Here is a 26,682-nt window from a genome sequence, read left to right as displayed (position 1 = left end):
CTTATGCCAGAGCCCTATTCACTTGGGGTTCGAGCCCAGGGCTAATCCATCAAGCACCAGAATCGCGCAGCAACACATCTGCTACCGATCATACGCACAAATTAGGGTCCAACGTCTGTCGCAACACTCTCAACAAAAGATTGTCCGCAGATTATTCAAGCCTGCGCCTTGAACGAGCGAGCAATCAGGCACCAGCAAACTACGCAGCCGCTCACGCATCCGGTAACATCAGCACACTCACGAAAAGAGACGCGGCATGTATATCTATCGACTCGTGCTGATTCTGGTGGTCGGGATCTACCTATTCTCCCCGGCCATCATGGATTGGTGGATTGACCCCAATGGTGCGTGGTACCGACCTTATCTGCTTTGGCTGATTCTGATCGTGGTGACATTTATTCTGCAGAGTCAGCGAGATGCCGATGAGCTTTAGTCTTAGCCAACTGATACTCATCAGTGCGGCTTATTTGCTCATGCTGTTTGGCGTGGCTTGGGCCAGTGAACACGGATTGATCCCGCGCAAAATCATCCGTCACCCGCTGACCTACACGCTGTCGCTGGGAGTCTATGCCAGCGCTTGGGCGTTCTACGGTACAGTCGGCCTTGCCTACCAATATGGTTACGGTTTTTTAGCCAGCTATTTAGGTGTGTCTGGCGCATTCCTGCTGGCTCCGGTGCTGCTCTACCCGATCTTACGCATCACCCGGACCTACCAGCTGTCATCGCTTGCAGACTTGTTTGCCTTTCGCTTTCGCAGCACATGGGCTGGCGCACTGACCACCCTGTTCATGTTTATTGGGGTGTTACCTCTGCTTGCCCTGCAGATTCAGTCTGTTGCGGACACCATCAGCATTCTCACCCACGAGCCCATGCAGGCCCGCGTTGCGATCAGTTTCTGTGTGCTGATGATCCTCTTCACCATTCTTTTTGGTGCACGCCACATCGCAACACGTGAAAAACACGAAGGCCTGGTTTTTGCGATTGCGTTTGAGTCAGTGGTCAAGCTGGTATCAATCAGCGCCATCGGGCTCTATGCCCTATATGGCGTGTTTAATGGTCCTCATGACCTTGAACAGTGGCTGGTACAGAATCAGGCTGCGCTAGCCAGTCTGCACACGCCGCTGCAAGAAGGGCCGTGGCGGACCTTGCTGTTGGTATTCTTCGCCTCTGCGATTGTCATGCCGCACATGTATCACATGACCTTTACCGAGAACCTCAACCCAAGGGCGATGGTCAGCGCCAGTTGGGGCTTGCCGCTGTTTCTATTGTTGATGAGTTTGGCAGTGCCGTTAATTCTCTGGGCAGGGTTAAGGCTCGGTGTAACCACCAACCCGGAATATTTCACCCTGGGCCTGGGCATGGCGGTGGACAGCCCGGTGCTGGTCTTGATCGCCTATGTCGGTGGGTTATCAGCCTCCAGCGGGTTGATCATTGTGACCACACTAGCCCTCTCGGGCATGCTGCTCAACCACGTGGTGTTACCGCTGTACCAGCCACCGGCTGAGGGCAATATCTACCGTTGGTTGAAATGGACCCGGCGCGCACTGATAGTCGTCACCATCATGGCCGGCTACGGGTTCTACGCCCTGCTTCGCGCCGAACAAGACCTGGCCAATCTGGGCATTGTGGCCTTTGTCGCCACCTTGCAGTTCCTTCCGGGTGTGCTTTCGGTCCTTTACTGGCCAACAGCCAATCGACGCGGTTTCATTGCCGGGCTCCTTGCAGGTATCGCAGTCTGGGCGGTCAGCATGCTGATGCCGCTACTCGGCAACTTGCAGAACATTTACCTGCCTATTGTCAATATGGTTTATGTGCTCAACGACAGTAGTTGGCACCTTGCCGCTACCGGCTCACTCGCAGCTAACGTGCTGGTATTCACTCTGGTTTCATTGTTCAGCGATGCCAGTGAAGAAGAAAAAAGTGCTGCCCAGGCCTGTGCAGTAGACAACGTGCGCCGCCCGCAGCGGCGTGAACTGCTGGCTACATCGCCACAAGAATTCGCAACCCAGTTGGCCAAGCCGCTAGGCGCCAAGACGGCTCAACGTGAAATTGAACAAGCACTACGCGACCTGCATCTGCCTTTCGATGAAAGCCGCCCATATGCCTTGCGCCGCCTGCGTGACCGCATTGAAGCCAATTTATCTGGTTTGATGGGCCCGAGCGTGTCACAGGATATCGTCGAAACCTTTCTGCCTTTCAAGACTGGCAGCGAAGCCTATGTGACCGAAGACATACACTTTATAGAGAGTCGGCTGGAAGACTACCACTCACGGCTTACCGGGCTGGCAGCCGAGCTTGATGCCTTACGCCGCTACCACCGGCAAACTCTGCAAGAACTGCCAATGGGCGTATGTTCACTCGCAAAGGATCAAGAAATCCTGATGTGGAACAAGGCCATGGAGGAGCTCACGGATATCCCGGCGCAGCGCGTGGTCGGTTCACGCCTTAGCACCCTGAGTGAACCTTGGCGCAGTCTGCTGATGGACTTCGTCGACCTGCCCGACCAGCACCTGCACAAACACCGCTTAAGTGAGGACGGCCTGATCCGCTGGCTTAGCCTGCACAAAGCCGCAATTATCGAACCCCTTGCTCCCGGTAACAGTGGGCTGGTGATCCTGCTGGAAGACATGACCGACACCCAGGTGCTTGAAGACAAACTTGTGCACTCCGAGCGCCTGGCCAGTATTGGTCGGCTGGCCGCTGGCGTAGCCCATGAGATTGGCAACCCGATCACCGGCATCGCTTGCTTGGCGCAAAACCTGCGTGAAGAGCGCGAAGATGATGATGAGCTGACCGAGATCAGCCAACAAATCATTGAGCAAACCAAGCGCGTGTCCAGAATTGTTCAGTCACTCATGAGTTTTGCCCACTCAGGCTCCCATCAACACGCCGACGAGCCGGTGTGCTTAGCCGAAGTGGCGCAAGATGCCATTGGCTTGCTCTCATTAAACCGGCAAAGTGTTGAAGTACATTTTTATAATTTATGCGATTCCGATCACTGGGTCGTGGGTGACCCGCAACGTCTGGCACAGGTGCTGATCAACCTATTATCCAACGCCCGCGACGCCTCCTCCGCGAACACCGCTATCCGGGTCAAGAGCGAGGCTTTCGAGCATACCGTGGACCTGATCGTAGAGGACGAAGGCAGCGGCATTCCCAAGGCGATAATGGACCGTTTATTCGAGCCATTCTTCACGACCAAAGACCCAGGCAGTGGAACTGGACTTGGCCTTGCACTGGTCTATTCCATCGTGGAAGAGCATTATGGACAAATAACAATCGACAGCCCGGCTGATACCGAACTGCAACGGGGTACCCGAATCAGGGTGACTCTGCCGCGGCATGTTGAAGCGACGTCAATAGCGACTTAAACCAGCGACCTGAGACCGTCGAGAGACCGAATTAATGCCTCATATTTTGATCGTCGAAGACGAAACCATTATCCGCTCTGCCTTGCGCCGTTTACTCGAGCGCAACCAATATGAAGTCAGCGAAGCCGGATCAGTACAAGAAGCGCAAGAGCGCTTCAGTATTCCCAGCTTTGACCTGATTGTCAGTGACTTGCGCCTGCCCGGCGCACCCGGTACCGAGTTGATAAAACTCGGAGAAGGCACACCTGTACTCATCATGACCAGCTACGCGAGCCTGCGCTCCGCTGTCGATTCGATGAAGATGGGGGCCGTCGACTACATTGCCAAACCATTTGACCATGACGAAATGCTTCAGGCCGTCGCACGGATTTTACGCGACCACCAGGCACTCAAAAGCCATCTGAGTAACGCTCCTATACGCACATCTGGCGCGTCATCCACTGCCGACAAGAGCGCCGACAACAGTAATGGCGAGATCGGCATCATTGGCTCATCGCCATCCATGCTTGAGCTCTACAGCAAGATCCGCAAGGTCGCGCCGACTGACTCCAATGTATTGATTCAGGGCGAATCGGGCACCGGTAAAGAACTGGTCGCCCGCGCCCTGCACAACCTATCCAAGCGCGCCAAGGCACCGCTGATTTCGGTTAACTGCGCGGCGATTCCTGAAACCCTGATCGAGTCTGAGCTTTTTGGTCACGAAAAGGGCGCATTCACCGGCGCCAGTGCAGCACGTGCAGGTTTGGTTGAGGCGGCTGACGGCGGCACCCTGTTCCTCGATGAGATCGGCGAGTTGCCGCTTGAGGCTCAAGCGCGACTATTACGGGTACTGCAAGAGGGCGAGATTCGCCGAGTTGGCTCGGTGCAATCGCAAAAGGTTGATGTACGCCTGATTGCAGCGACCCACCGCGATTTGAAAACCCTGGCTAAAACCGGCCAATTTCGTGAAGACCTTTATTACCGCCTGCATGTCATTGCACTCAAGCTTCCAGCTCTGCGTGAACGCGGCAAAGACGTACTCGAAATCGCCCAGGCATTTCTCCAGCGCCAGTCCACTCGCATTGGCCGCACAGACCTGCATTTTGCAGCGAATGCCGAGCACGCCATTCGCCAATACCCATGGCCGGGTAACGTGCGCGAGCTTGAAAACGCTATCGAGCGTGGGGTGATCCTTTGCGAAAGCCCACTGATTACTGCAGAACTGCTCGGTATCGATGTTGAACTGGATGACATGGAAGACGATGACTTCTCCAGCAACCTGCAAAGCAACGGCCAGCCTAGTAGCAACAGTCATGAACCAACCGAAGACCTGTCGCTGGAAGACTACTTCCAGCACTTCGTACTGGAACATCAAGACCACATGACCGAAACCGAACTGGCGCGCAAATTGGGTATAAGTCGCAAATGCCTGTGGGAGCGTCGACAACGCCTCGGCATTCCACGGCGCAAATCCGGTGCGACCAGCGAGTAACAGGCTCGACCCTGCGTGACACGGGAGCAGCAAAAGGGATCCACAGACTGTTACCGTTTCAATACTTAGTAACAAAAGCCGGGAGTTACGGTAACGTCACCCGGCTTTTTTCTGCCTACCAAGAATCTCAAATATCTCTAAGTCGTTGATTTTAAAGGCTTTGAAAAAACTGGCACGGCGAATGCTTTATCTATTGCACAACAACAATAACAAGCAGCAAACAAGACAATAAAAATAAAACGTAACGACTCCAGTACAATAAAAACAATAGGACAGGAGGCGCAGAAAACTGATTCTTTTGGTAGAGGATATGCTTTTGGGGCTTGCCCCGCGACCAGGTAGAGAACAACAAAACTGCTCTTAGGCAGCACCTGAACTGGTTGGGTCACGGAATGATCATCGCATTGTCAGCATCCAAAGAAATCCGTTTGCTATTAACTCTCAACTTGAGAGGTTTTCCTAAGGTCTTTGACCAGAAGGAACGGGCAATTCAACAAAAACAACAAGCCCGAAATAATAATAAAAATAAAGCACGCAACAATTTAAGAGGGAGCTTCGGCTCCCTCAGTGCTTTCTGGGATTCCAGAATGATTCACCTCTCTCCTACACCATATCCCCGCATAATGCTAGAATCCGCGCCACTCCTGCGGTCATCATTAATTCTGGCCGGCCATTTCGTTATACAGTGCATCCCATGCTGAAAAAGCTGTTCAAGTCGTTACGCCCACCAGTGCGCCATGCCAAGCAAGCGCACAGCACTCCCGTTGTGCTCAATAGCAACCAACACCCTATCGAGCGCAAACAAATCAGCCGCTACGCGATCAGTGTTGTCGAGCGCCTCCAAAACGCTGGCTATCAAGCGTTTTTGGTAGGGGGCTGTGTCCGCGATTTATTGCTTGATGTCGACCCGAAAGACTTCGATGTCTCAACCAGTGCCACGCCTGAGCAAGTACGTGCCGAGTTTCGTAACGCCCGAGTCATTGGTCGTCGCTTTAAACTGGTGCATGTGCACTTTGGCCGCGAGATCATTGAGGTTGCGACCTTCCGTGCAAATCACCCACAAGGTGACGAGGAGGAAAACAGCAACCTGTCTTCGCGCAACGAGAGCGGGCGAATTCTGCGTGACAACGTGTACGGCAATCTTGAAGACGATGCTCAGCGCCGCGACTTCACCATTAATGCGCTGTACTACGACCCGTCAAACGAGCGGATTCTTGATTACGCCAACGGTGCGCATGACATTCGCAACAACCTGATTCGCCTTATCGGTGATCCGACTCAACGTTATCAGGAAGACCCAGTGCGCATGCTGCGCGCGATTCGCTTCGCCGCCAAACTGGACTTCGACATCGAGAAGCACAGCGCCGCGCCAATCTACAAACTGGCGCCACTGCTGAATGAAATCCCTTCTGCACGGCTGTTTGATGAAGTGCTGAAGCTATTTCTCGCAGGCTACGCGGTGTACACCTACGAATTACTGGTGGATTACGGCCTGTTTGGCCAACTGTTCCCGGCCGCTGCCGCTGCACTTAAACAAGACCCGGATTACACCGATAACCTGATCCACAATGCTTTGGTCAACACCGACCTGCGGATTAAACAGGGCAAAACGGTTACCCCTGCATTTATCTTTGCAGCCTTGCTCTGGCCTGCATTACCAGCTCGGGTACTGCGCTTGCAGGAACGTGGCATGCCACCGATTCCGGCAATGCAAGAAGCAGCTCACGAGTTGATCGCCGAGCAATGCCAGCGCATTGCTATCCCAAAACGCTTCACCATGCCGATCCGCGAAATATGGGACATGCAGGAACGCTTGCCGCGCCGCAGCGGTAAACGCGCTGACGCCCTGCTCGAAAATCCTCGGTTCCGTGCTGGCTATGACTTCTTGCTCCTGCGTGAAAGCGCGGGCGAGCAAACCAATGGCCTCGGCGATTGGTGGACGACTTATCAGGATGCAAGTGACAGCGAACGCCGCAACATGATTCGCGACCTCAGCAGCAAAGATGACAGCGCCAGCGCACCGCGCAAACGTCGGCGCACCAACAATCGCCGCAAGCGCAGCCCAGCGGCCGACAGCAGCCCAACCCCAAGCAACGACTAATGACACGCGTTTATATTGGCCTGGGCAGTAACCTGGCAACGCCGCAACAGCAGCTAAATGCTGCGTTGTCGGCGCTCGCCGGGATTAAACAAACGCGTTTGGTCGCACAATCAAGCTTCTATGCCAGCGACCCACTCGGCCCAGCAGACCAGCCGCGCTACCTCAATGCTGTCGCAGCACTGGACACCCAACTGGGCCCTCTGCAGTTACTCGACGCCCTGCAAACGATAGAACTTGAACAAGGTCGCGAGCGTAAAGAACAGCGCTGGGGACCGCGCACACTTGATCTGGACATTTTGCTGTTTGGTCAACAGGTGCTTAATGAACCACGCCTAGTGGTTCCGCACTATCACATGCATGCACGCGCATTTGTCCTTTATCCACTTGCCGAAATCGCCCCGGGGTTGCAACTTCCCGACGGTCGAACGCTACAAGATTTGCTGGCAGCCTGCCCATTCGAAGGTCTTGAACGCCTGAACAACGCAGGCTAAGCCCAAGCAAGTTGTTACCGCTCTATTACCTATAACACAGACGAAGGTAACGCCCTGTACAAGCAGTTTTTCTGGCGTTCAGACCGGTTAAAGCCATTCCGTGCGATGCGCCTCGGTAACAAGACGGTAACACCTGCAATTGACTTAACGCTTCGTCATCAGGACTATAGGCGTCCCGTTGCCCAGCACCGGTGCAAACCGAGGCCAATGCAGGCCAAATTAGAGCAGCTTTCTGCTTAATAATGCCTGAGTGAGGACAATCTAAATGCCTGATATAACCCTGACTACCCTGCAAAGCCTCAAGCAAAGTGGCGAAAAAATCGCCATGCTGACCAGTTACGACGCGACCTTCGCTCACGCCGCCTGCCAGGCTGGCGTTGATGTGATATTGGTTGGCGATTCACTGGGAATGGTCCTGCAAGGACACGACAGCACGCTGCCTGTGACCACTGCTGAAATGGCGTACCACGTCGCCAGTGTCAAACGCGGCAACCAAGGCGCGCTTATTGTCGCTGACTTGCCGTTCATGGCGTACGCCACCATTGAGCAAACCCTGAGCAATGCAGCAACCCTAATGCAAGCCGGTGCGCATATGGTCAAGCTCGAAGGTGCGGTCTGGCTGGCTGAACCGATCCGTCTTTTAGCCGAGCGCGGCATTCCGGTATGCGCCCACCTGGGCCTTACACCGCAAGCGGTAAACGTTCTGGGCGGCTACAAGGTGCAAGGCCGCCAGGAAGCACAGGCTCGGCAAATGCGGGCTGATGCCATGGCTCTTGAGCAAGCTGGCGCGGCGATGCTGGTGCTCGAATGCGTACCGAGTGAACTTGCGACTGAGATCACTCAAGCGGTCAATATTCCAGTAATCGGTATTGGCGCTGGCGGTGGTACAGACGGCCAAGTGTTAGTTGTACATGACATGCTTGGCCTTTCCCTCACGGGCCGCACGCCAAAGTTCGTGAAGAACTTCATGGTTGGGCAAAGCTCTATTCAAGGTGCGCTTACCGCCTACGTCAGGGCTGTAAAAGACCAAAGTTTCCCAACTACCGAACATGGATTCTCTGCATGAACACGGTTAAAACCGTCCGCGAATTACGCGCTGCTGTTGCAGCGGCGCGTGCTGAAGGTAAACACATCAGTCTGGTCCCAACCATGGGCAACCTGCATGCTGGCCACGCAGCGCTGGTCGAAAAAGCCGCTCAACGTAGCGACTTTGTAGTGACCAGCATCTTCGTGAACCCGATGCAGTTTGGGGCCAACGAAGACCTCGACAAGTACCCGCGCACTCTCGCTGCTGACCAAGAAACACTGGTCAAAGCCGGTTGCCACTTGCTGTTCACGCCCAGCGTTGAAGAGATGTACCCGCACGGCATGGACATGCAGACCCGGATCAGCGTGCCTGGTGTATCCGAAGGCCTGTGTGGTGCCAGCCGCCCTGGGCACTTTGATGGTGTCGCGACCGTGGTCAGTAAACTGTTCAACATGGTACAGCCTGACTTGGCGATCTTCGGTCAAAAGGATTTCCAGCAACTGGCGGTCATCCGCACACTGGTCAACGACCTGAATATGCCGATCCAGATTATTGGTGAGCCTACAGTACGCGCAGCAGATGGCTTGGCGCTGTCGTCTCGCAACGGTTATCTGAATGATGAACAACGCAATGCCGCAACCGTGCTCTATCGTTCACTGCAAGAAATTGCGAACGGCCTGAAAAACGGCGAGCATGATCACGCGCAGTTGATTGCACACGCGCAAAGCCAACATGCGGCGGCAGGTTTTCGTCCTGACTACCTTGAGATACGCGAAGCGAACAGCCTGCGCCCGGTAACAGCAGAAGATCGTCATCTGGTTATTTTAGTGGCTGCATTTATCGGTAACACCCGGCTGATCGACAACCTTTTGGTTGATCTGGACAAGCCTGCATAACTCCCGAGCCACACCTACGTGACTCGCCTTGCCGGCTCATGGATGAGCCCCGTCAGCATTTCAACGGCTGTACCGCAAACAAACTCAGACGAAAAAGCCGCGTATGCTGCTGGTAACACGCCCTGCTCTAGCAGTAACGTAGTAACTTCGGAGTTGGCTGGGTTTAGCGTGACGCGTTGAACCTGCTACCGCCAACCGTGGACAAATCTACAACCATCATAAAAGGAAGCCCGCGCAAATGCCGTATTATCAGCAGCCCCTCGATGTTACTGCCCAGCCCATTTGGCAAGCACTTCAGGCACATCGAGCCAGCTTGCAGAACTTCAGCATGCGCGATGCATTTGCCAATGACCCTCAGCGTTTTGAAAACTTTAGCCTGAGCGGATGCGGTTTGTTCCTCGATTACTCGAAGAACCTGATGACCACTGAAACGCGCGACCTGTTGGTGAAACTGGCGCGCGATGTTGATCTGCAAGCGGCCATTGACGCAATGTTCTGTGGCGAGCACCTGAATGCTTCCGAAGGTCGTCCGGCCCTGCATACCGCCCTGCGCCGCCCAATTGGCGACAAGGTCATGGTCGACGGCGTCGATGTCATGCCGCAGGTTCAGCAGGTACTCAACAAAATGACAGCCCTGGTCGGCAGCGTGCACGACGGCCTGTGGCGCGGCTACACCGACAAACCGATCACCGACGTGGTCAACATCGGCATCGGCGGCTCCTTCCTTGGCCCGCAACTGGTGTCCGAAGCGTTGTTACCTTTCGCTCAGCGCGGCGTGCGCTGCCATTACCTAGCCAATATCGACGGCAGCTCGTTTCACGAGTTATCCGCCAAACTGCGCGCCGAAACCACGCTGTTTATCGTCTCGTCAAAATCGTTCAGCACTTTGGAAACATTGAAGAACGCACAAGCAGCGCGCGCCTGGTATCTGGCGCAGGGCGGCAGTGAGGCCGAGCTCTACCGGCACTTTATTGCAGTGTCGAGTAACACCACGGCGGCAGTCGCCTTCGGTATTCGCGAAGAGAATATTTTCCCGATGTGGGATTGGGTGGGCGGTCGTTACTCGCTGTGGTCGGCGATTGGTTTACCCATTGCGATGACCATCGGCATGTCCAACTTCAAGGAATTACTGTCCGGCGCTTACAGCATGGACCGGCACTTCCAGACCGCACCTTTTGAAGAAAATATGCCGGTGCTATTGGCGCTGCTAGGCGTATGGTACGGCAACTTCTGGGACGCCCAGAGCCAAGCGATTCTGCCGTACGACCATTACCTGCGAAACATCACCAAGCACCTGCAACAGCTCGATATGGAGTCCAACGGTAAATCGGTGATGCAAGATGGCAGCCCGGTAAACTGCGCGACTGGACCTGTGATCTGGGGTGGCGTTGGCTGTAATGGCCAGCATGCCTACCATCAGTTGCTCCACCAAGGCACACAACTGATCCCAGCTGACTTCATTGTGCCGGTGGTCAGTTACAACCCTGTAGCCGACCATCACCAATGGCTGTACGCCAACTGTCTGTCGCAAAGCCAGGCGCTGATGCTCGGCAAGAGCTTTGACGAAGCCCAAACGGAGCTGCGCAACCAAGGCCTGAGCGAAGATAAAGTTGCCGAGCTGGCACCGCACAAGGTGATTCCCGGCAACCGCCCGAGTAACACGCTGGTGCTGGAGCGTATCAGCCCTCGTCGCCTCGGCGCGCTGGTTGCATTGTATGAGCACAAGGTTTTCACCCAGAGCGTGATCTGGGGCATCAACGCCTTCGATCAGTGGGGTGTAGAGCTGGGTAAAGAACTCGGCAAAGGAGTTTACTCACGCCTCACAGGCGCCGAGCAAAACGTCGCTGAAGACCCATCAACTCAAGGCTTGATCGACTTTTTCCGCGCCCGCCACCGCGGTTAAAAGCGGTATTTGCGTCAATCCAGACCCCGGCAATTGCCGGGGTTTTGCTATCTGCGCTGAGCCTGTACCCAGACGCTACCACTTAGCGTGAAGCGCGGCGCACATCGACAATCACCAGCCATGGGGTGCTAACCTAAAACAGTCGCGGATATACAAAATAAGGAACCCGCCATGTTTGAGATCACTCGCCACCCGGTTGCCGATGATGTTCGCTTGCGTGCACACATCAACAACGACGACTACTTGCGCCTGTACCAGCAATCAATCGATGAGCCTGAAACCTTCTGGGCCGAGCAAGCCAAGACTTTCCTCGACTGGTTCGAGCCTTGGCAAAGCGTGCATAAAGTTGACATGCGTAAGGGCCATGCCAGCTGGTTCAAGGGCGGTAAGTTGAATGTCAGCTTCAACTGCATTGACCGCCACCTTGCCAAGCACGGCGAGCAAATTGCGCTGATCTGGGAAGGCGACAACCCCGCAGAGTCGGCCAATATCACTTACAACAAACTGCACCATAACGTCTGCCGCCTGGCCAACGTATTGAAGAGCCGCGGCGTGGAAAAAGGTGATCGGGTGTGTATCTACATGCCGATGATCCCGGAAGCTGCCTACGCCATGCTGGCCTGTACACGGATTGGCGCCGTGCACTCGGTGGTATTCGGCGGTTTTAGCCCGGACGCCCTGCGCGACCGCATTCTCGATGCAGACTGCCGTACCGTAATAACCGCTGACGAAGGGGTGCGCGGCGGGAAATATATTCCACTTAAAGCCAATGTCGACAAAGCGTTGCAAAGTTGCCCGAACGTCTCAACCGTGGTCGTCGCACAACGTACTGAAGGCGATGTGCAATGGGTTAAAGGCCGCGACATCTGGTATCACGAAGCGATGCACGACGCGAGCGCGGACTGCCCGCCAGAGCCGATGGATGCTGAAGACCCATTATTCATCCTCTACACCTCCGGCAGCACAGGTAAACCCAAAGGCGTGCTGCACACCACCGGCGGCTATTTGTTACAAGCGGCGATGACCCACAAATACGTGTTTGATTATCACCCGGGCGAGATTTACTGGTGCACCGCCGATGTTGGCTGGGTCACAGGCCACAGCTATATCGTGTACGGCCCACTGGCAAATGCTGCAACCAGCCTGATTTTCGAAGGCGTACCCAATTACCCTGATGCCTCTCGTTTCTGGCAAGTGATCGACAAACACCAGGTCAATATTTTCTACACCGCACCAACCGCCCTGCGCGCGCTGATGCGTGAAGGAAACGATCTGGTCAAAAGTACCTCGCGCAGCAGCTTACGGTTGCTTGGCAGCGTGGGTGAGCCGATCAACCCTGAAGCTTGGGAGTGGTATTTCAATGTGGTCGGTGACCAGCGCTGTCCTGTAGTTGATACATGGTGGCAAACCGAAACCGGCGCCATAATGATTACGCCGCTACCGGGGGCGACTGATCTCAAGCCCGGCTCAGCTACACGACCATTCTTTGGCGTACAGCCGGTTTTGCTTGATGAGCAAGGCAAGGAGATCGACGGTGCAGGCTCAGGGGTTCTGGCGATCAAAGCCAGTTGGCCGAGCCAGATTCGCAGTATCTACGGCGATCACCAACGCATGATCGATACCTATTTCTCAGCCTATCCCGGCTATTACTTCAGCGGTGACGGCGCCCGTCGAGATGAAGATGGTTATTACTGGATAACCGGGCGAGTCGATGACGTGATCAATGTTTCCGGCCATCGCATTGGTACCGCAGAAGTCGAAAGCGCACTGGTATTGCACGACGCGGTCGCAGAAGCCGCAGTCGTCGGCTATCCCCATGACCTCAAGGGTCAGGGCATCTACGCCTTCGTCACCCCAATGAACGGAGTCGAAGTCAGCGACGCCCTGCAGCAGGAATTGCTGGCCCTGGTCAGCAAAGAAATCGGTAGCTTCGCCAAGCCAGAACTGATGCAGTGGGCGCCAGGTTTGCCGAAGACCCGCTCAGGCAAAATCATGCGGCGTATCCTGCGTAAAATTGCCTGCAATGAGCTTGATACCTTGGGCGACACCTCAACTCTGGCCGATCCATCGGTAGTCGATGACTTGATCGATAAGCGTCTCAATCGCTAAAGCTGGGCATATGATCCCCTTCCAATCCGTCACCGGCCGTGAAGGGGATCAGGTCTTAAGCGGCACACCGGGTTACAGGCCTATCTTGTAGCTCAGGCATATAAGCCGCACACTCGCGCCATGGAATATATTCGCCGAAAAATCGAAAGTCAGGTTTTAGCACTCAGCGGTCTCGCGCTGAGGCAAATTGACTTTGAAAAGCCAAAAGGCGACCCCGGTTTATTTGGCCCAGAGTCAGTCAGTTGGCAGATTCATGGCGACTTCACCAGCATGCTGGTCGGTGGTATCAGCGCCCTGTTATTGCAGGCGCTGCATCCGCTGGCACTGGCTGGGGTGTGGGATCACTCGAACTTTCGTGAAGACTTGCTCGGCCGTTTGCGCCGTACCGGGCTATTCATATCCGGCACCACCTATGGCGCCAAAGCCGATGCCGACTGGTTGATCGAAAAGGTCAAAACCATTCACTTGCAAGTCACCGGCGTTGCCCCGGATGGGCGCCCTTACGCAGCCAGCGACCCAGAGCTTCTGACCTGGGTTCATGTGGCCGAAGTGCACAGCTTTCTGCAGTCGCATCTGCGCTATCGCAACCCAGAATTATCGGGCGCGGATCAGGATCGTTATTACACCGAAACTGCGCAGATTGCCGAACGCTTGGGTGCCATTAATGTGCCGCGCTCGCGAGCAGAGATCAGCCAATACCTCGACAAAATGCAGCCGCAGTTGTTGTGTGATGAGCGCTCAAGGGAAATTTTGCGAATTTTACTCAACGCCCCCGCACCAAACATGCTGGCCGGGATTGTCGCAAAGCTGTTTATGCAAGGCGGCATTGATTTACTGCCAGACTGGGCGCAAACCATGTTTGGACAATCTATCAGCGAGCGGCGCAGCCGTTGGATTCGTCTGCGCATTAACCGGCTTGCACCCTTGCTGCGCTGGGCTGTGCGCAACGGCTCAATCCATCGCGCTCGCCGCCGCTTGGGCATTGTCAAATAAGTCTAAGGCTGGTCGCATCGCCGAGCAGTATGCCAAGATATGGCCCATTTGCTCCTGCGAACACCTAGGTTAGTCGCGCAATTATGGTGGACAAGCATCACCTTGTTCACCCTTTGAGGATGAGGACAGAACCATGCAAGAAGTCGTAATAGTCGCCGCCACACGTACCGCAATTGGCAGCTTTCAAGGGGCGCTGTCGAGCATTCCAGCGCCAGAACTGGGCGCAGCGGTTATTCGCCGTCTACTTGAGCAAACCGGCATTAATGCGGCTGAAGTTGACGAGGTCATCCTCGGCCAAGTATTGACCGCAGCTTCCGGCCAAAACCCGGCTCGTCAGGCGTCGATCCTTGCCGGGCTGCCAAATGCAGTACCGGCGCTGACCCTGAACAAGGTCTGCGGTTCTGGCCTCAAGGCGTTGCACCTGGGCGCACAGGCAATTCGCTGCGGTGACGCCGATGTAATCATCGCTGGCGGCATGGAGAACATGAGCCTCGCGCCATACGTCATGCCGGCTGCACGCACGGGCCTGCGTATGGGCCACGCGAAAATCATCGACAGCATGATTACCGACGGTCTGTGGGATGCCTTCAACGACTATCACATGGGCATAACCGCCGAGAACCTGGTCGAAAAATACGACATCAGCCGTGAACAGCAAGATACTTTCGCCGCCGCGTCACAGCAAAAAGCCGTGACGGCCGCTGAAGCCGGGCGCTTTGACGCTGAAATCACCCCGATCATGATCCCTCAACGCAAAGGCGACCCTATTGCCTTCGCCAAGGATGAAGGCCCACGCGCCGGGGTAACTGCCGAATCACTGGGCAAACTCAAGGCCGCATTCAAAAAAGATGGCACCGTGACTGCCGGTAATGCTTCCAGCCTCAACGATGGCGCCGCTGCGGTACTGCTGATGAGCGCAGACAAGGCCAAGGCGCTCGGCTTGCCCGTTATGGCGCGTATTGCCAGCTATGCCAACGCCGGTGTCGACCCAGCGATCATGGGTATCGGTCCGGTTTCCGCAACTCGCCGCTGCCTGGAGAAAGCCAACTGGGCAATTGAAGACCTCGACCTGATCGAAGCCAACGAGGCCTTTGCAGCGCAAGCTCTGTCGGTTAACAAGGAGCTGGGTTGGGATGCTCAGAAGATCAACGTTAACGGCGGCGCCATTGCCCTCGGCCATCCGATTGGTGCATCCGGTTGCCGCGTGCTGGTCACCCTGCTGCACGAAATGATCAAGCGTGATGCGAAAAAAGGCTTGGCCACTCTGTGCATTGGTGGCGGCCAAGGTGTTGCACTTGCCATTGAGCGCAATTAACTAACGCCCTCCTCCCCCTAAATGCCGGTGCTGTTACTCAGCACCGGCATTTTTATTGATAAACTAGCTCACTTTCCCCTCTTGAGTCGTCGCGCATGTCCGCTCTCATCTTGGCGCTGCGCGCCGCACTGGCAAACCGTAAACCGCTAATCGAACAGCTGCACAGCCAAGGCACAGATTGCTATCGTTTGTTTCACGGCAGCCAAGAAGGTGCAGGCGGTTTGACCATCGACCGTTACGGCCCGCAATTACTGGTTCAGAGTTTTCATCAGAGCTTGACCACAGAAGAGCTTTTACAGCTCGCTGATAAGTGCAATGAATTCCTTGAGCAGCCACTGCTGCTGGTCTACAACGATCGCTCAAAAGGCAATTCGCGGATCGACCGCCAAGACCCCGTTTATAAAGCACAAGACGCAGCACTAGAAGACTTGGTCGGCCATGAATGGGGCCTTAAGTACCGAGTGCGCGGACGCCACGCAGGGCAAGACCCGCTGCTGTTTCTCGACCTGCGTAATGCTCGCGGCTGGGTCAAACAACACAGCGCGGGTAAAAGCGTGCTCAACCTATTCGCCTACACCTGTGGCGTGGGTTTAGCGGCTGCTGCTGGTGGCGCTAATGCGGTGACCAATCTTGATTTCGCTGAAGGCAACCTTGCTGTTGGCCGTGAAAATAGCGCACTCAATCCAGAACTGGTACCGATGCAATTTATCCAATCGGACTACTTTCCAGCTATCCGCCAACTCGCCGGCTTACCTATTGCCCAGCGGCGCGGGCAAAAACTACCGAGCTATCCACGACTCGCCCCACAGCAGTTCGATTTAGTATTGCTTGATCCACCAGCCTGGGCGAAAAGCGCATTCGGCACAGTCGATCTGCTGCGTGATTACCAAAGCTTGCTAAAGCCTGCCATTTTGGCCACTGCAGACGAAGGTGTACTTATCTGCTGTAACAATCTGGCCAAAGTGGCGATCAGCGACTGGCGCGAACAAGTTCTGCGCTGCGCCAGTAAACTGGGGCGCCCCGTGCGTGACTGGCAAGTAATCAGCCCGGCTGCTGACTTCCCATCAAACGATGGCCAACCACCGTTGAAAACCCTGATTTTGCAGTTTTAAGGGCATTGCATCACTTGGCAAACTCGCACTGACTTCATTCAACCCATCCAAGCGTGCCATACTCAAAAGCATTTCTTGTCGGGATAGATGACGCTTAGCTATGTACAAAGGACTGAAATACACCGCTGGCACCCTGATTTTTGGCATTGGCCTGTATGCCCTGCTGGGCTTTTTGGTCATCCCTGGCGTTGGCCTGCGCGTGATCAATCAACAGCTGGCGCAGTACGCCACACAACCGGCCAAGCTTGAACGCATACAGTTCAACCCGTTCAGCCTGGAGCTGAAACTTTGGGGCATGAGCGTTGGTGCCGGTGAAACCAAGCACATTGCCTTCGAGCGCTTGTATGCCAATGTCGAAACCGACAGCGCATGGACTAAAGCGCTGCACCTTGCCGACATTGAACTGGATAAAGCCCACAGCGAAATTCTTTTCGACAAAGAGGGCGGGCTCAACCTGACGCAGTTATTCAAACTGCCTGAAAGCCCAGAACCTGCAACCGAAGAGCCAGCTGGCGAACCTTTCCCGGTGCGTATCGACCGGATCAAGCTGGTTGATGGCTATGTACACTTTCAGGACCTGCGCCCAAGCGAGCCGATCAACTTTGTTTACGACGCGCTAAACCTTGAGCTGAACAACCTCAGCACCCTGCCCGACGACAACGCAGCGATGACGTTGTCAGCCACGGGGCCACGGGGCGGCCGCATCGACTGGACCGGTAAAGTCAGCTTGGTGCCCATCACGTCAACAGGCAGCATTAAAGTCACCGATGCGCAGATGAAAGGCTTCTGGCCATACGTGCGTGATGCCGTGCCGCTTGATCTGGAAAAAGGCGTGCTTAATCTGTCGAGTGACTACACGCTTGATCTGGCCAAAAGCACAGAGCTGCGCCTGAACAATCTCGAACTAAAGGTCTCCCCTTTCGCCATCAAAGCACCGGACGGGCGTCCGCTGGTCAATCTTGAGAACCTTGAAGTTAGCGATACAACCTTGGATTTGGTTAAACAAGAGGTTGTGGTTGGCAAGATTCGCAGCCAGAAACTCGAAACCTGGGCCAGTCGTGAAGCCGATGGCGAACTGGATTGGCAAAAACTCTTTGCCAGCCAACCCGAGCCTAAAAAGGCCCCGGAAAAACCAGCCGCTGCGACAACCGCCGAACCATCTGACGCAGCAGCAAACAAGGCTGAAACCCCACAAGACGTGGCCGAGGTTGCTCCTGAGCCACAAGCGCCTGAACCTGTACCAGCGAACACAGAAGTAGCAAAAACCGCTGAAGCGCCAACTGCCACTGACAAAACCGGTAAAGAGCAACAGGTTGCGGCTACTTCAGAAAACCAACCAGCAACTCAAGCGGCCACCCCCGAAGCTAGCAAGCCGTGGGTTGTGCTGCTCAAAGACGTGCAATTGCGCGACTATCAGGTGCATCTGACCGACAAGGTGCCAGAGAAAGATTTGGCGCTCGAGCTTGGTCCGCTCAACCTCGACATCAAAAACTTCAACAGCCAGGGCTCCGCACCGTTCGATATCAAGCTCGATACCGGTATAGGCAAACAAGGCAAGCTTCAGGCGGAAGGCAAGGTTCAGCTGGCACCAACCACCGCCAACCTGAACGTCACCACCAGCAATATCGATCTGCGCGTGGCGCAAGCCTATATGGACCCATTTGTGCGCCTGGAACTGCGCAGCGGCATGCTTGGCAGCCAGTTGAATGTTGCACTGCCCAGCACAGATCCCTTGCAGCTGACCGTTACAGGTAATGCCCAAGTCAGCCAGTTACATACACTTGATACGCTCAAGCAACGCGATTTTGTGCGCTGGAAGACACTCGATCTGACTGGCCTGAGCTACAAGCACGGCGACAGCCTGAGCATCGATAAAGTCAGTCTGGACAACCCTTACGCGCGCTTCCTGATCAACGAAGACCTGACCACCAACGTCAGTGAACTGGTGATCCCACAACCAGCAGACCCCAATGCCAAAGCCGAACCCGCGGGCAAGCCACTGGGTATCCATATTGGCGCAATCAACATTGCCGATGGCTCTGCTAACTTTGCCGACTTTAGCTTGACGCCCAACTTTGCTACGGCGATTCAGCAGCTCAACGGTCAGATTGGCACTATCGACAGCCGTGCGCCAAAACCCGCGAAAATCAATATTGCCGGTAAAGTCGACAAATACGCGCCGGTTAGCATCAAAGGCAGCCTGAATCCGTTTGATCCGCTGGCCAGCCTCGATATCGCCACCCAGTTCAAACGTGTCGAACTCACCACGTTGACGCCCTACTCCGGCAAGTTCGCCGGATATCGTATTCGCAAGGGCCGGCTCAATCTGGACCTGCACTACAAGATTAATAACGGCAAGCTCAATGCCGAAAACAGTGTGGTCGTAGAACAACTGCAACTGGGCGAAAAAGTCGACAGCCCAAGCGCCGTGGACCTGCCGATCAAGCTGGCAGTAGCGCTGCTCAAAGACAGCGATGGCAAAATTTCCTTGGCCCTGCCTGTACAGGGCGATCTCAACAACCCGCAGTTCAGTGTGATGCCAATCGTTTGGCAGACCCTGCGCAACCTGGTGGTTCGCGCTGCAACAGCGCCATTCAAATTCATTGGTGGCTTGGTTGCCGGCGGCAGTGATGTCGATTTGAGTAACGTGCAGTTTGCCGCAGGCAGCAGCGAGCTCGACAAGACGGCGCAAACCTCGCTCGACACCTTGATCAAAGCCCTTGCCGAACGCCCAGCCTTGCGCCTTGAAGTGGAAGGCATGAGCGCACAATCATCTGACGGTCCGCTTCTTGCTGAGCAGCGCCTGCAGAGAGAATATCAATCGACCTACTACAAGATGCTCCAGCGCCGTGGCGATACCGTCCCTGGCGACGCCGACGAGCTTGAGGTGCCGGATGACGTAAAAGGCCCCATGCTTGAAGGCATATACCGTGCTCGCTTGAAAAAACAGCCGCCTGCTGAATGGGCAGAGCTGGATGACGAACAACGCAGCAAAAAACTCAGCGACGCAGTCGTCGCACACTGGAGCAGCAGCGAATTACTGCTGCGTAAACTGGCTCAAGAACGTGCAGCAACAATCAAGGATTACTTGGCCCAGAACGGCTTGAGTGATGAGCGCATCTACCTGCTCGATGTCAGCTTAGGTACTGCCGCAACTGATGGCCGAGTTGCCTCTCCGCTGCAACTTGGCAGTGAGTAACTGGAGAACATATGCAGCGTTTATGGGTACTGCTCTCTGTCACACTCGGGGCTGGTGTCGCTCAAGCCGACGACACCATGCGCTGTGGCAGCCAGTTGATTAGCACCGGCGACCGCGCATTCGAGGTCGAGGACAAATGCGGCGCACCAGCGTTTCGCGACGTTATCGGCTACACCCTCGGCCCTTATGAACGCCGCGAAATGAAAATTGAGGAATGGGTTTACGGCCCTAATAACGGCGTCAACAGCATCCTCACATTCGAAGGCAGCCGGTTGCGACATATTGAGCGCAAGCGCCAGTAATCCATCCCGGGCCAATGTATTAGGACTCCATGTGAAGCGACTCCTGACAGCCTTTCTATTGCTCGGTTGCAGCAGCCTGGTTTTGGCCGACAGCCTGCGCTGCGGCAGTGCTTTGGTCACCACTGACGACTCGACCAGTGAAGTCCTCGACAAGTGCGGCGAGCCTGTCAGTCGCGACTTTCTTGGCTATAAACAAACAGTCGACTCGTTCGGCTACACCAATGAAGTTGCCATTGAGGAATGGGCCTACGGGCCGCGCAGTGGCATGTATCATTTCATTCGTTTTGAGGGCAACCGCTTAAAACGCGTCACCAGTAAACGCGGCAACTGACACCAGCCATCACCAGTGCTAGGCTCCTCGGCAAAATGCCACTACCAATCGGTTGTCGATGCTAATTCTTCCTGCTGAGCACCCTCTTGACTGGAAAAAACCGCCAGTCATGACACTCCTGTTGATCGCCCTCAACGTGCTGATCTATTTCGGCTACCAAGGTGGCGATAGCGCTCGCGAAGCGAAAGCAGTCGAGAGCTACCTGCAAGCAGGTTTGCTCAGCCGGGAGCGCTCGCTATTTATTCAATCATTCAGTGCCCGGCACGAGCTGACAGCCAGCGCAACCACACAGCTTGAGCAAGTGCGCCGCAATCAAATGGCGCGCATGGTGCTGTATGACCTGCAGTTTGAAAACTCGATTCACAACAACTCGGATTATCTAGCTGACAACGATTGGCAAGCACAGCGCAGCAAGGTTGAGCATCTGCGCGATCAAATCAGCAGCATGCGCTTCGGTTTTATCCCTGCACGGTTTAGCGTTGAAGGCCTATTCGGCGCCATGTTCCTGCACGGCAGCTTTGCCCATTTAGCAGGCAACATGCTCTTTCTGTTTATCTTCGGCTTTGCCTTGGAAATCGCCCTTGGTCGCTGGCTCTATCTTGGCCTTTATCTCACTTGCGGCGTCGCCTCTCACCTGCTCTGGTGGGTCATGGATCCGGCCTGGATCACAGGCGTCGGCGCATCAGGGGCAATTTCCGGTTTGATGGGCATGTACCTGGCGCTCTACGGCCTACGCAAAATCAATTTCTTTTACTGGCTGGGGCCGATGTTTGGCTATTTTCGTGCGCCAGCGTTGTGGATTCTGCCGGTGTGGATGGGCAAGGAGCTCTATGGGCTGCTCATGGCCAATGACAACACCAACTACTATGCGCACTTGGGTGGATTGGGTGCAGGTTTTGTGGCGATTTACCTGGCTCAGTTCGGCAACAGGTTAAGCGTCGATCAAGACTATTTGAATAAAACCGACCCAGACGCCGAATTCAAACGTGAGCTGACCGGCCTCGATAAGCAAATCGCCAGTTTTGAGCTTGAAAAAGCCAGTACCCGCGGCCTAGCGATGCTGGAACGCTACCCGAATAGACCTGCGCTACTGGAGAAACTGTATTCACTGGCGCTCAACCGTCAAGATAAAACCCTGCTCAGCGCCGTGTTGAAACAATTATTCAAGCTGCCTGACTCAGCGCAGGGCCTGCTCCTGTTCAAGCGACTGGCGGCAGACAGCAGCGCGGCGCAACAGTCTTTGCTGAGGCATCCAAACGTACAACTGCATCTATTACAGCGCCTGCTGCGACTCGATCAAGGCGCCTCTGCTCTCGTCTCTTGGCGTTTGCTCTGCAAAACCAAACAACGTCCACCGATGCTGCCAGCCATGACCTTGCAACTGGCGAAACAGCTTGGTCGCCAACAAGACCTAAAAGCAGTGGCCGAACTCTCGCAGTTTCTAAATCGCACCTATCCGGATAGCGAGCAGACTGCGCAAATCGGCATATACCTTCACCACCTTAATAACCACTGAAACTCAAATGCAAAAGGCCCGCAGAGTTAGCTGCGGGCCTTTTAAATTGTTGCGCTGATTACAGCTTATCGCTGAAATCACGTAGCTCATCCTGAGCTTTTTCCTTGGTCCAGCCATAACGCTCTTGCAGCTTCCCTGCGAGGTATTCGCTGTGACCTTCAGCTACGTCCACATCGTCGTCTGTCAGGTTGCCCCAACGCTCTTTGATGCGGCCATTGAGCTGCTTCCACTTACCTTTGATTACATCAGAATTCATGGTGTGCTCCTGTTCGAGACCACTGAAAAAAACGACTGCACTCCCTGCAGCTTTCAGAGGTCTCTAAATTGCGGACATTAAGTAGCGTTGAAGACGCCAGATGCAATTGCAGCTGGCAAACTTAGCAAACTGTATTAGTCAGCTGTTTTCAGGCCGTCAGCCGAAACGTCTTTAACACCGTTGACTTCTTTGGTTTTGGCTACCGCCAAGTCACGCTCTGCATCGCTTGCTACAACGCCAGACAGCGACACAACACCTTTGTTGGTCTCAACCTTGATATCCAAAGCGCTTAGGCTGTCGTCAGCAAGGAAGGTCGACTTCACTTTGCTGGTGATCCAGGTATCGGTCACAACTTCACCGGCTTGATCCATGGTGTCATTAGCCGCCAGCATGGTTGGCTGCATGGCGCTTGAGGTATCGGCAAATGCGGTACCCGCCAGCGACAAGCTCAGGGCGGTCGCGGTGATAGCGGCAAAGGCGAACTTATTAATTGGCGTTTTCATGGGTATCGCTCCTGTACATTTGATTATTCTGCATGCCAGATCCTAGCTGCAGCGTCACCAGTACTATTGCAGGCCCTGTGCCAACTTATAAAATACAAATAAATCCATATAAATCATATAGTTATCAACATCACCAATTTTCAGTTTTCGTGCAATGCGCATGTTCGATCAAAATCTACCGGGCATATTGCACGATAACTTCAGCTCAACCCGGCATGTTCGATAATTTGCTCAGCGTCGCCTCGAGATTTACCACCTCAGCCAGCAATGGTGATTGTGGGTATCGCACACGAACGAACTGCAATAATTTTTGCGCTTGCTCAACCTGCCCAAGTCCTTCAGCAAAGGTACGAGCAGCCAACAGATAAGCACGTGGGATATGTGGATAATCCGGTGCGCGTTGATGCAGGTTGCGCAACAGGCTCAAGGCCTCACGATTTTTATGACGCTTGCTCAACGCCTCAGCAATACGTTCACACACCTCAGGCTCTGAGGGCAGATAATCAGCCTTAAGCCTGCGCGCATTGAGCAACGCGGTGGCACCCAGTGCCGGATTGAGTTTGGATGTTAGCGGCAAGTAATGCGCTAGATGGCGCAAGCACCGATCAGCGGCATTGAGGTTAAATAGCAGTTGATGAAAACGCTCATTGAGCTTGAGGTCATCAGGATTCTTTTCCAGTGCAGCGGTCAGCGTCTCCAGAGCATTAGCACTCTGCCCTTCTTTGAGCCGAATCTCAGTTTCAGCTAAGGCTTTGCGCCGCAGGTACTCCTCAGCAGGGAACGCAGCATGACTGTCTTCATCAACAATCACATAACCCAGTGCACCTTGGTACTGAAACACCACATAGCCCATCATCGCGCACATCACCACGCCGAAATAGGCGAAGGCAAATGCCATCACTGGCAGCAAGATCACTCGTGGCAAGCCATGAGACAGCATATAAGCGACCCACCCCGGCGACTGCCAGAGGATAAACAGGAACGCGCACAGAATCAGATAACGCCAGCCCATGGCGGAAATAACCTGCCCGACTTGTTCCGGGCTCAATGCCGAGGACAAGTCTTTATCCAACGCCAAGCGAATAATGCTTGCGGGCATAACCAGCAACAGCCCGATGTTCACACACCAATAGATCGCTTCACTGTTGAAGTCCGCCGCCAACCACAACGCCGCAAAGGCGATCAGGAACACGGCTAACTGCTTGAAAAACAGGCTGAAGCCTTCGCCACTGAAAGCGCTTCTCAAACTCGGCGCAGCCTTTATCGCAAGGCTATTCGACTCAATTACGCTGTGAAAATACTTAGTGGCAATACTGAACAGAATCACCCACAAGATAATTGAACGCGGCATGAAGATGCTGGCAACGCCCAGCAGCGCGGCGAATGCCAGCGGCCCAGACTGTAAGGCGTAGAGGAAAAATGTTGGCAAACGCTGCCAGAACGGCTGCGCAGTATTAGCCGCTCCCAGAAACTCCAACTGGCCACTGCACATGGGGCAACGCGGCGCGTCATCCGGCGCATCCATGTTCAGGGGAATACAACAATCACCGTAACTCCGCTCGCACGAGCGGCACAGCCAAGTTGAAGGCTGCTCGGGGTGATAGCGGCAAGCTGTCTTGTCCATAAGTGGTTATTCCTGAGTGCTCAACATGTACTTAGCCATCCAGTGCGATAGCGTAATGCCAGCGGGCATTATCTGCACCTAGAAAACGCCAAGGCCATGCAGCGCGTCACGCTAGATATTTGGACTTTGCCCATCATTGCCTGACGGCTTGAGTATTACCCCTGAGTGCTCTGAACCTTTACTTCCAACAAAAAGCGCGAGCATTGCAAGACCTTGAATGCATCCAGCCAAAGCCAATATGAATAACTCGCCCGTCGCCCCTGCAAACAATGATTTGGCCCCACCAAAAAATACCGGAGCAAAAGCGTAGCAACCCTGCGCAGTTGCTACGATCAGCGTCACGACCCGTTGAATTTGCTGACGAGGAAACTCGGATTGAGCGATAAGCGGTGGCAGGGAAGTTGCGTTACCAATACCGATGCCGAACAGGATCATGCCGATCCATAGCAACTCAGGGAAAGTGCTTATGCCCATCAAGATCAGGCACCCAGCGAACTGGCAACCATAGCTCATGCCGGCAATCCTACGGCGATTTGCGCCTGGCGATAGCAGCCAGCCGGACAAAAACCTGCCCGCTATTGCGCTTGCCGTTGCCAGCCCCATTGCCAATCCTGCCTTTTGCTCCGCGACGTGCTCCACTAACAGCAAGAACATCTGGCTGATCAGCCCGATCTGCGCGAACAAGCCGAGAGACATTGCCAGCGTCAACGTGAAGAATTGTCTATTCCTCCAAAGTGATATCGCTGGAGTGCATGGCGCTTGCGTTTGCTCAATTGGATCGTGGGATTCGCCATCGGGGTATTGGCCGATCTGTCCGGGTTGAATCCTGAAAACGTAGAAACAGAGCATTGCGATAACTGAGACCGACAAAACCCCGACCCCAATGGACGCCTGCGAAAACCCAAACTGGCCAATCAGATAGACCCAAACAGATGAAAAGATAACACCACCGATACTCGCGCCGTTGTAGGCCATAGCCAAGGCGCCTGGGCGCTTGCTGATGAACCATGGTGCGATGATTGCATTGACCGCTGCGGCGCCCATCGTGACCCAACCGAACCCACTGAGGGTTGCTGCTATGAACAACTGATACGGCTGGGCGGCTATCGACCACCCGTAAACACCAAAAGCCAGGGTTATCACCCCGAAAAGCGTCGTTAAAGGAATGCCTGCTCGCTTATACAAAACAGGCAGTTTCACGACGATCAAGGTGCCAGCCAGAAAGTGCACAGTCACAGCTGCCGAACACTGCGCCAAAGACCAGTCGGTCTTCTGCATCACGGCATACATAAATATCGGCGGGCCATAAAAACCAATACCCCAGCCGAAAACGGCCATCAAAAAAGTCGCAGCTACTACCTTTTTGCCAAAAAAGCTCGATGTGCTCATCAACGTATTCCTTCATATGCTTTTGCCGAAGTATGATGACTTCGCACATAGACACTTCGGGAAAAACTGAACTATGGATGCTGAGTTTACGGATCTTTCTCTGGCGGCGGTGGCAGGTGCAATTGCTGATCCTGCACGCTCAAAAATGCTTTGCGCGCTGCTGGATGGCTGTGCTCGCACGGCGACTGAATTGGCGGCACTGGCCGATGTAGGCGCTTCGACCGCAAGCGCTCACTTCGCACGTCTGCGTGAGCAAGGCTTGGTAGAGATGCATGTTCAAGGTCGTTATCGTTATTACCGGCTGAGCAATGCCCAAGTAGCCGAAGCCTTAGAGGCGTTACTGTCGATCACTGATCGCCGGGCAATGACGTTCAAACCCAGCACACCTTCAGCCTTGAGGCATGCCAGAACCTGTTATGACCATTGCGCTGGCGAAATTGCAGTCGGGCTGCATGATGCATTGCTTCAAGAGGGTTGGATTTATTTACAAGGCAACGATTACTGCCTGAGTAAACAAGGTGCAGACAGCTTTGCCCAAATGGGGCTTGATGTGGATAGCGCACTCAACCAACGCAGACGTTTGGCCTATCCCTGCATGGATTGGAGTGAGCGCTCGCCCCACATAGGTGGCGCACTGGGAGCAGCGCTACTTAACTTGATGCTTAAACAAGGCTGGATGAACCGTCATCTCGACTCCAGGGCGCTCACCTTAACCCCTAAAGGGGCCACCAAGCTAAGCAAAAAATTTGGCATTCAATGCTGAGCAGCCTTTT

At 54.5% G+C, this 26,682-nt stretch carries 21 protein-coding genes; 17 read left to right on the top strand and 4 right to left on the bottom strand.

Going from position 1 to position 26,682, the window contains the following annotated elements:
* Positions 1–256: 256 nt before the first annotated feature.
* From ACN0UH_RS15620 to ACN0UH_RS15545, 16 genes are all read left to right on the top strand, one after another.
* Positions 257–433, top strand: coding sequence for a hypothetical protein (locus ACN0UH_RS15620; RefSeq protein WP_003244646.1), 177 nt, complete (start codon positions 257–259; stop codon positions 431–433).
* Positions 417–3,371, top strand: coding sequence for a sensor histidine kinase (locus tag ACN0UH_RS15615; protein WP_417662918.1), 2,955 nt, complete (start codon positions 417–419; stop codon positions 3,369–3,371). The genes ACN0UH_RS15620 and ACN0UH_RS15615 overlap by 17 nt, the downstream gene beginning before the upstream one ends.
* A gap of 34 nt (positions 3,372–3,405) precedes the next feature.
* Positions 3,406–4,842 carry a sigma-54-dependent transcriptional regulator gene (locus ACN0UH_RS15610; RefSeq protein ID WP_417662917.1) on the top strand — a complete coding sequence of 479 codons (1,437 nt, stop codon included), beginning with the start codon at positions 3,406–3,408 and terminating at the stop codon, positions 4,840–4,842.
* Positions 4,843–5,536: 694 nt separating this feature from the next.
* On the top strand, positions 5,537–6,943 hold the full coding sequence (locus tag ACN0UH_RS15605) for a polynucleotide adenylyltransferase PcnB (RefSeq protein ID WP_417662916.1): 1,407 nt from the start codon (positions 5,537–5,539) through the stop codon (positions 6,941–6,943).
* The gene (gene folK, locus ACN0UH_RS15600) at positions 6,943–7,434 is read left to right on the top strand and encodes a 2-amino-4-hydroxy-6-hydroxymethyldihydropteridine diphosphokinase (RefSeq protein ID WP_417662915.1); all 492 of its coding nucleotides are present in this window, start codon (positions 6,943–6,945) and stop codon (positions 7,432–7,434) included. Before ACN0UH_RS15605 ends, folK begins: the two co-directional genes overlap by 1 nt.
* A 265-nt stretch (positions 7,435–7,699) precedes the next feature.
* Positions 7,700–8,500 (top strand): 3-methyl-2-oxobutanoate hydroxymethyltransferase, encoded by an 801-nt coding sequence (gene panB / locus ACN0UH_RS15595; RefSeq protein ID WP_417662914.1) that lies wholly within the window; start codon positions 7,700–7,702, stop codon positions 8,498–8,500.
* A complete protein-coding gene (panC, locus tag ACN0UH_RS15590) occupies positions 8,497–9,357 on the top strand; it encodes a pantoate--beta-alanine ligase (RefSeq protein WP_417662913.1) in 861 nt (286 codons plus the stop codon). The genes panB and panC overlap by 4 nt, the downstream gene beginning before the upstream one ends.
* A gap of 238 nt (positions 9,358–9,595) precedes the next feature.
* On the top strand, positions 9,596–11,260 hold the full coding sequence (pgi, locus tag ACN0UH_RS15585) for a glucose-6-phosphate isomerase (RefSeq protein WP_417662912.1): 1,665 nt from the start codon (positions 9,596–9,598) through the stop codon (positions 11,258–11,260).
* A gap of 171 nt (positions 11,261–11,431) precedes the next feature.
* Positions 11,432–13,369 (top strand): acetate--CoA ligase, encoded by a 1,938-nt coding sequence (gene acs, locus ACN0UH_RS15580; protein ID WP_417662911.1) that lies wholly within the window; start codon positions 11,432–11,434, stop codon positions 13,367–13,369.
* 120 nt (positions 13,370–13,489) lie between these two features.
* Positions 13,490–14,362 (top strand): oxygenase MpaB family protein, encoded by an 873-nt coding sequence (locus ACN0UH_RS15575; RefSeq protein ID WP_417662910.1) that lies wholly within the window; start codon positions 13,490–13,492, stop codon positions 14,360–14,362.
* 133 nt (positions 14,363–14,495) lie between these two features.
* Complete coding sequence (locus ACN0UH_RS15570; RefSeq protein ID WP_417662909.1) at positions 14,496–15,677, top strand: acetyl-CoA C-acetyltransferase; 1,182 nt, start codon at positions 14,496–14,498, stop codon at positions 15,675–15,677.
* A 95-nt stretch (positions 15,678–15,772) separates the two neighbouring features.
* Positions 15,773–16,789 carry a class I SAM-dependent rRNA methyltransferase gene (locus ACN0UH_RS15565; protein ID WP_417662908.1) on the top strand — a complete coding sequence of 339 codons (1,017 nt, stop codon included), beginning with the start codon at positions 15,773–15,775 and terminating at the stop codon, positions 16,787–16,789.
* 100 nt (positions 16,790–16,889) lie between these two features.
* On the top strand, positions 16,890–19,988 hold the full coding sequence (locus tag ACN0UH_RS15560; RefSeq protein WP_417662907.1) for a DUF748 domain-containing protein: 3,099 nt from the start codon (positions 16,890–16,892) through the stop codon (positions 19,986–19,988).
* Positions 19,989–19,999: 11 nt separating this feature from the next.
* Positions 20,000–20,290: a DUF2845 domain-containing protein gene (locus ACN0UH_RS15555; protein ID WP_417662906.1), complete on the top strand. Its 291-nt coding sequence runs from the start codon at positions 20,000–20,002 to the stop codon at positions 20,288–20,290.
* A gap of 31 nt (positions 20,291–20,321) precedes the next feature.
* Positions 20,322–20,621 (top strand): DUF2845 domain-containing protein, encoded by a 300-nt coding sequence (locus ACN0UH_RS15550; RefSeq protein WP_417662905.1) that lies wholly within the window; start codon positions 20,322–20,324, stop codon positions 20,619–20,621.
* 109 nt (positions 20,622–20,730) lie between these two features.
* Entirely contained in the window at positions 20,731–22,137 is a 1,407-nt protein-coding gene (locus ACN0UH_RS15545) for a rhomboid family intramembrane serine protease (RefSeq protein ID WP_417662904.1), read from the top strand.
* A 58-nt stretch (positions 22,138–22,195) separates the two neighbouring features.
* On the opposite strand, the gene ACN0UH_RS15540 is transcribed toward ACN0UH_RS15545, so the two are convergent.
* The 4 genes from ACN0UH_RS15540 to ACN0UH_RS15525 all read right to left on the bottom strand — a co-directional run bounded on the left by ACN0UH_RS15540 (position 22,196) and on the right by ACN0UH_RS15525 (position 25,909).
* On the bottom strand, positions 22,196–22,393 hold the full coding sequence (locus tag ACN0UH_RS15540; RefSeq protein ID WP_417662903.1) for a CsbD family protein: 198 nt from the start codon (positions 22,391–22,393) through the stop codon (positions 22,196–22,198).
* A 134-nt stretch (positions 22,394–22,527) separates the two neighbouring features.
* Positions 22,528–22,896, bottom strand: a complete 369-nt coding sequence (locus ACN0UH_RS15535) for a BON domain-containing protein (protein ID WP_417662902.1) — start codon at positions 22,894–22,896, stop codon at positions 22,528–22,530.
* Between the two features lie 205 nt (positions 22,897–23,101).
* The gene (locus ACN0UH_RS15530; protein ID WP_417662901.1) at positions 23,102–24,520 is read right to left on the bottom strand and encodes a tetratricopeptide repeat protein; all 1,419 of its coding nucleotides are present in this window, start codon (positions 24,518–24,520) and stop codon (positions 23,102–23,104) included.
* Between the two features lie 111 nt (positions 24,521–24,631).
* Positions 24,632–25,909 (bottom strand): MFS transporter, encoded by a 1,278-nt coding sequence (locus ACN0UH_RS15525; RefSeq protein WP_417662900.1) that lies wholly within the window; start codon positions 25,907–25,909, stop codon positions 24,632–24,634.
* A 73-nt stretch (positions 25,910–25,982) separates the two neighbouring features.
* Here ACN0UH_RS15525 and ACN0UH_RS15520 point away from each other — a divergent pair, with 73 nt between their 5' ends.
* Positions 25,983–26,672 (top strand): ArsR/SmtB family transcription factor, encoded by a 690-nt coding sequence (locus tag ACN0UH_RS15520; protein WP_417662899.1) that lies wholly within the window; start codon positions 25,983–25,985, stop codon positions 26,670–26,672.
* Positions 26,673–26,682: the final 10 nt, after the last annotated feature.

The organism is Pseudomonas sp. (assembly GCF_048265905.1).
Taxonomy (GTDB): domain Bacteria; phylum Pseudomonadota; class Gammaproteobacteria; order Pseudomonadales; family Pseudomonadaceae; genus Aquipseudomonas.
The sequence above is the reverse complement of the archived record's forward strand: the minus strand, read 5'-3'. Positions and strand labels throughout refer to the sequence as shown.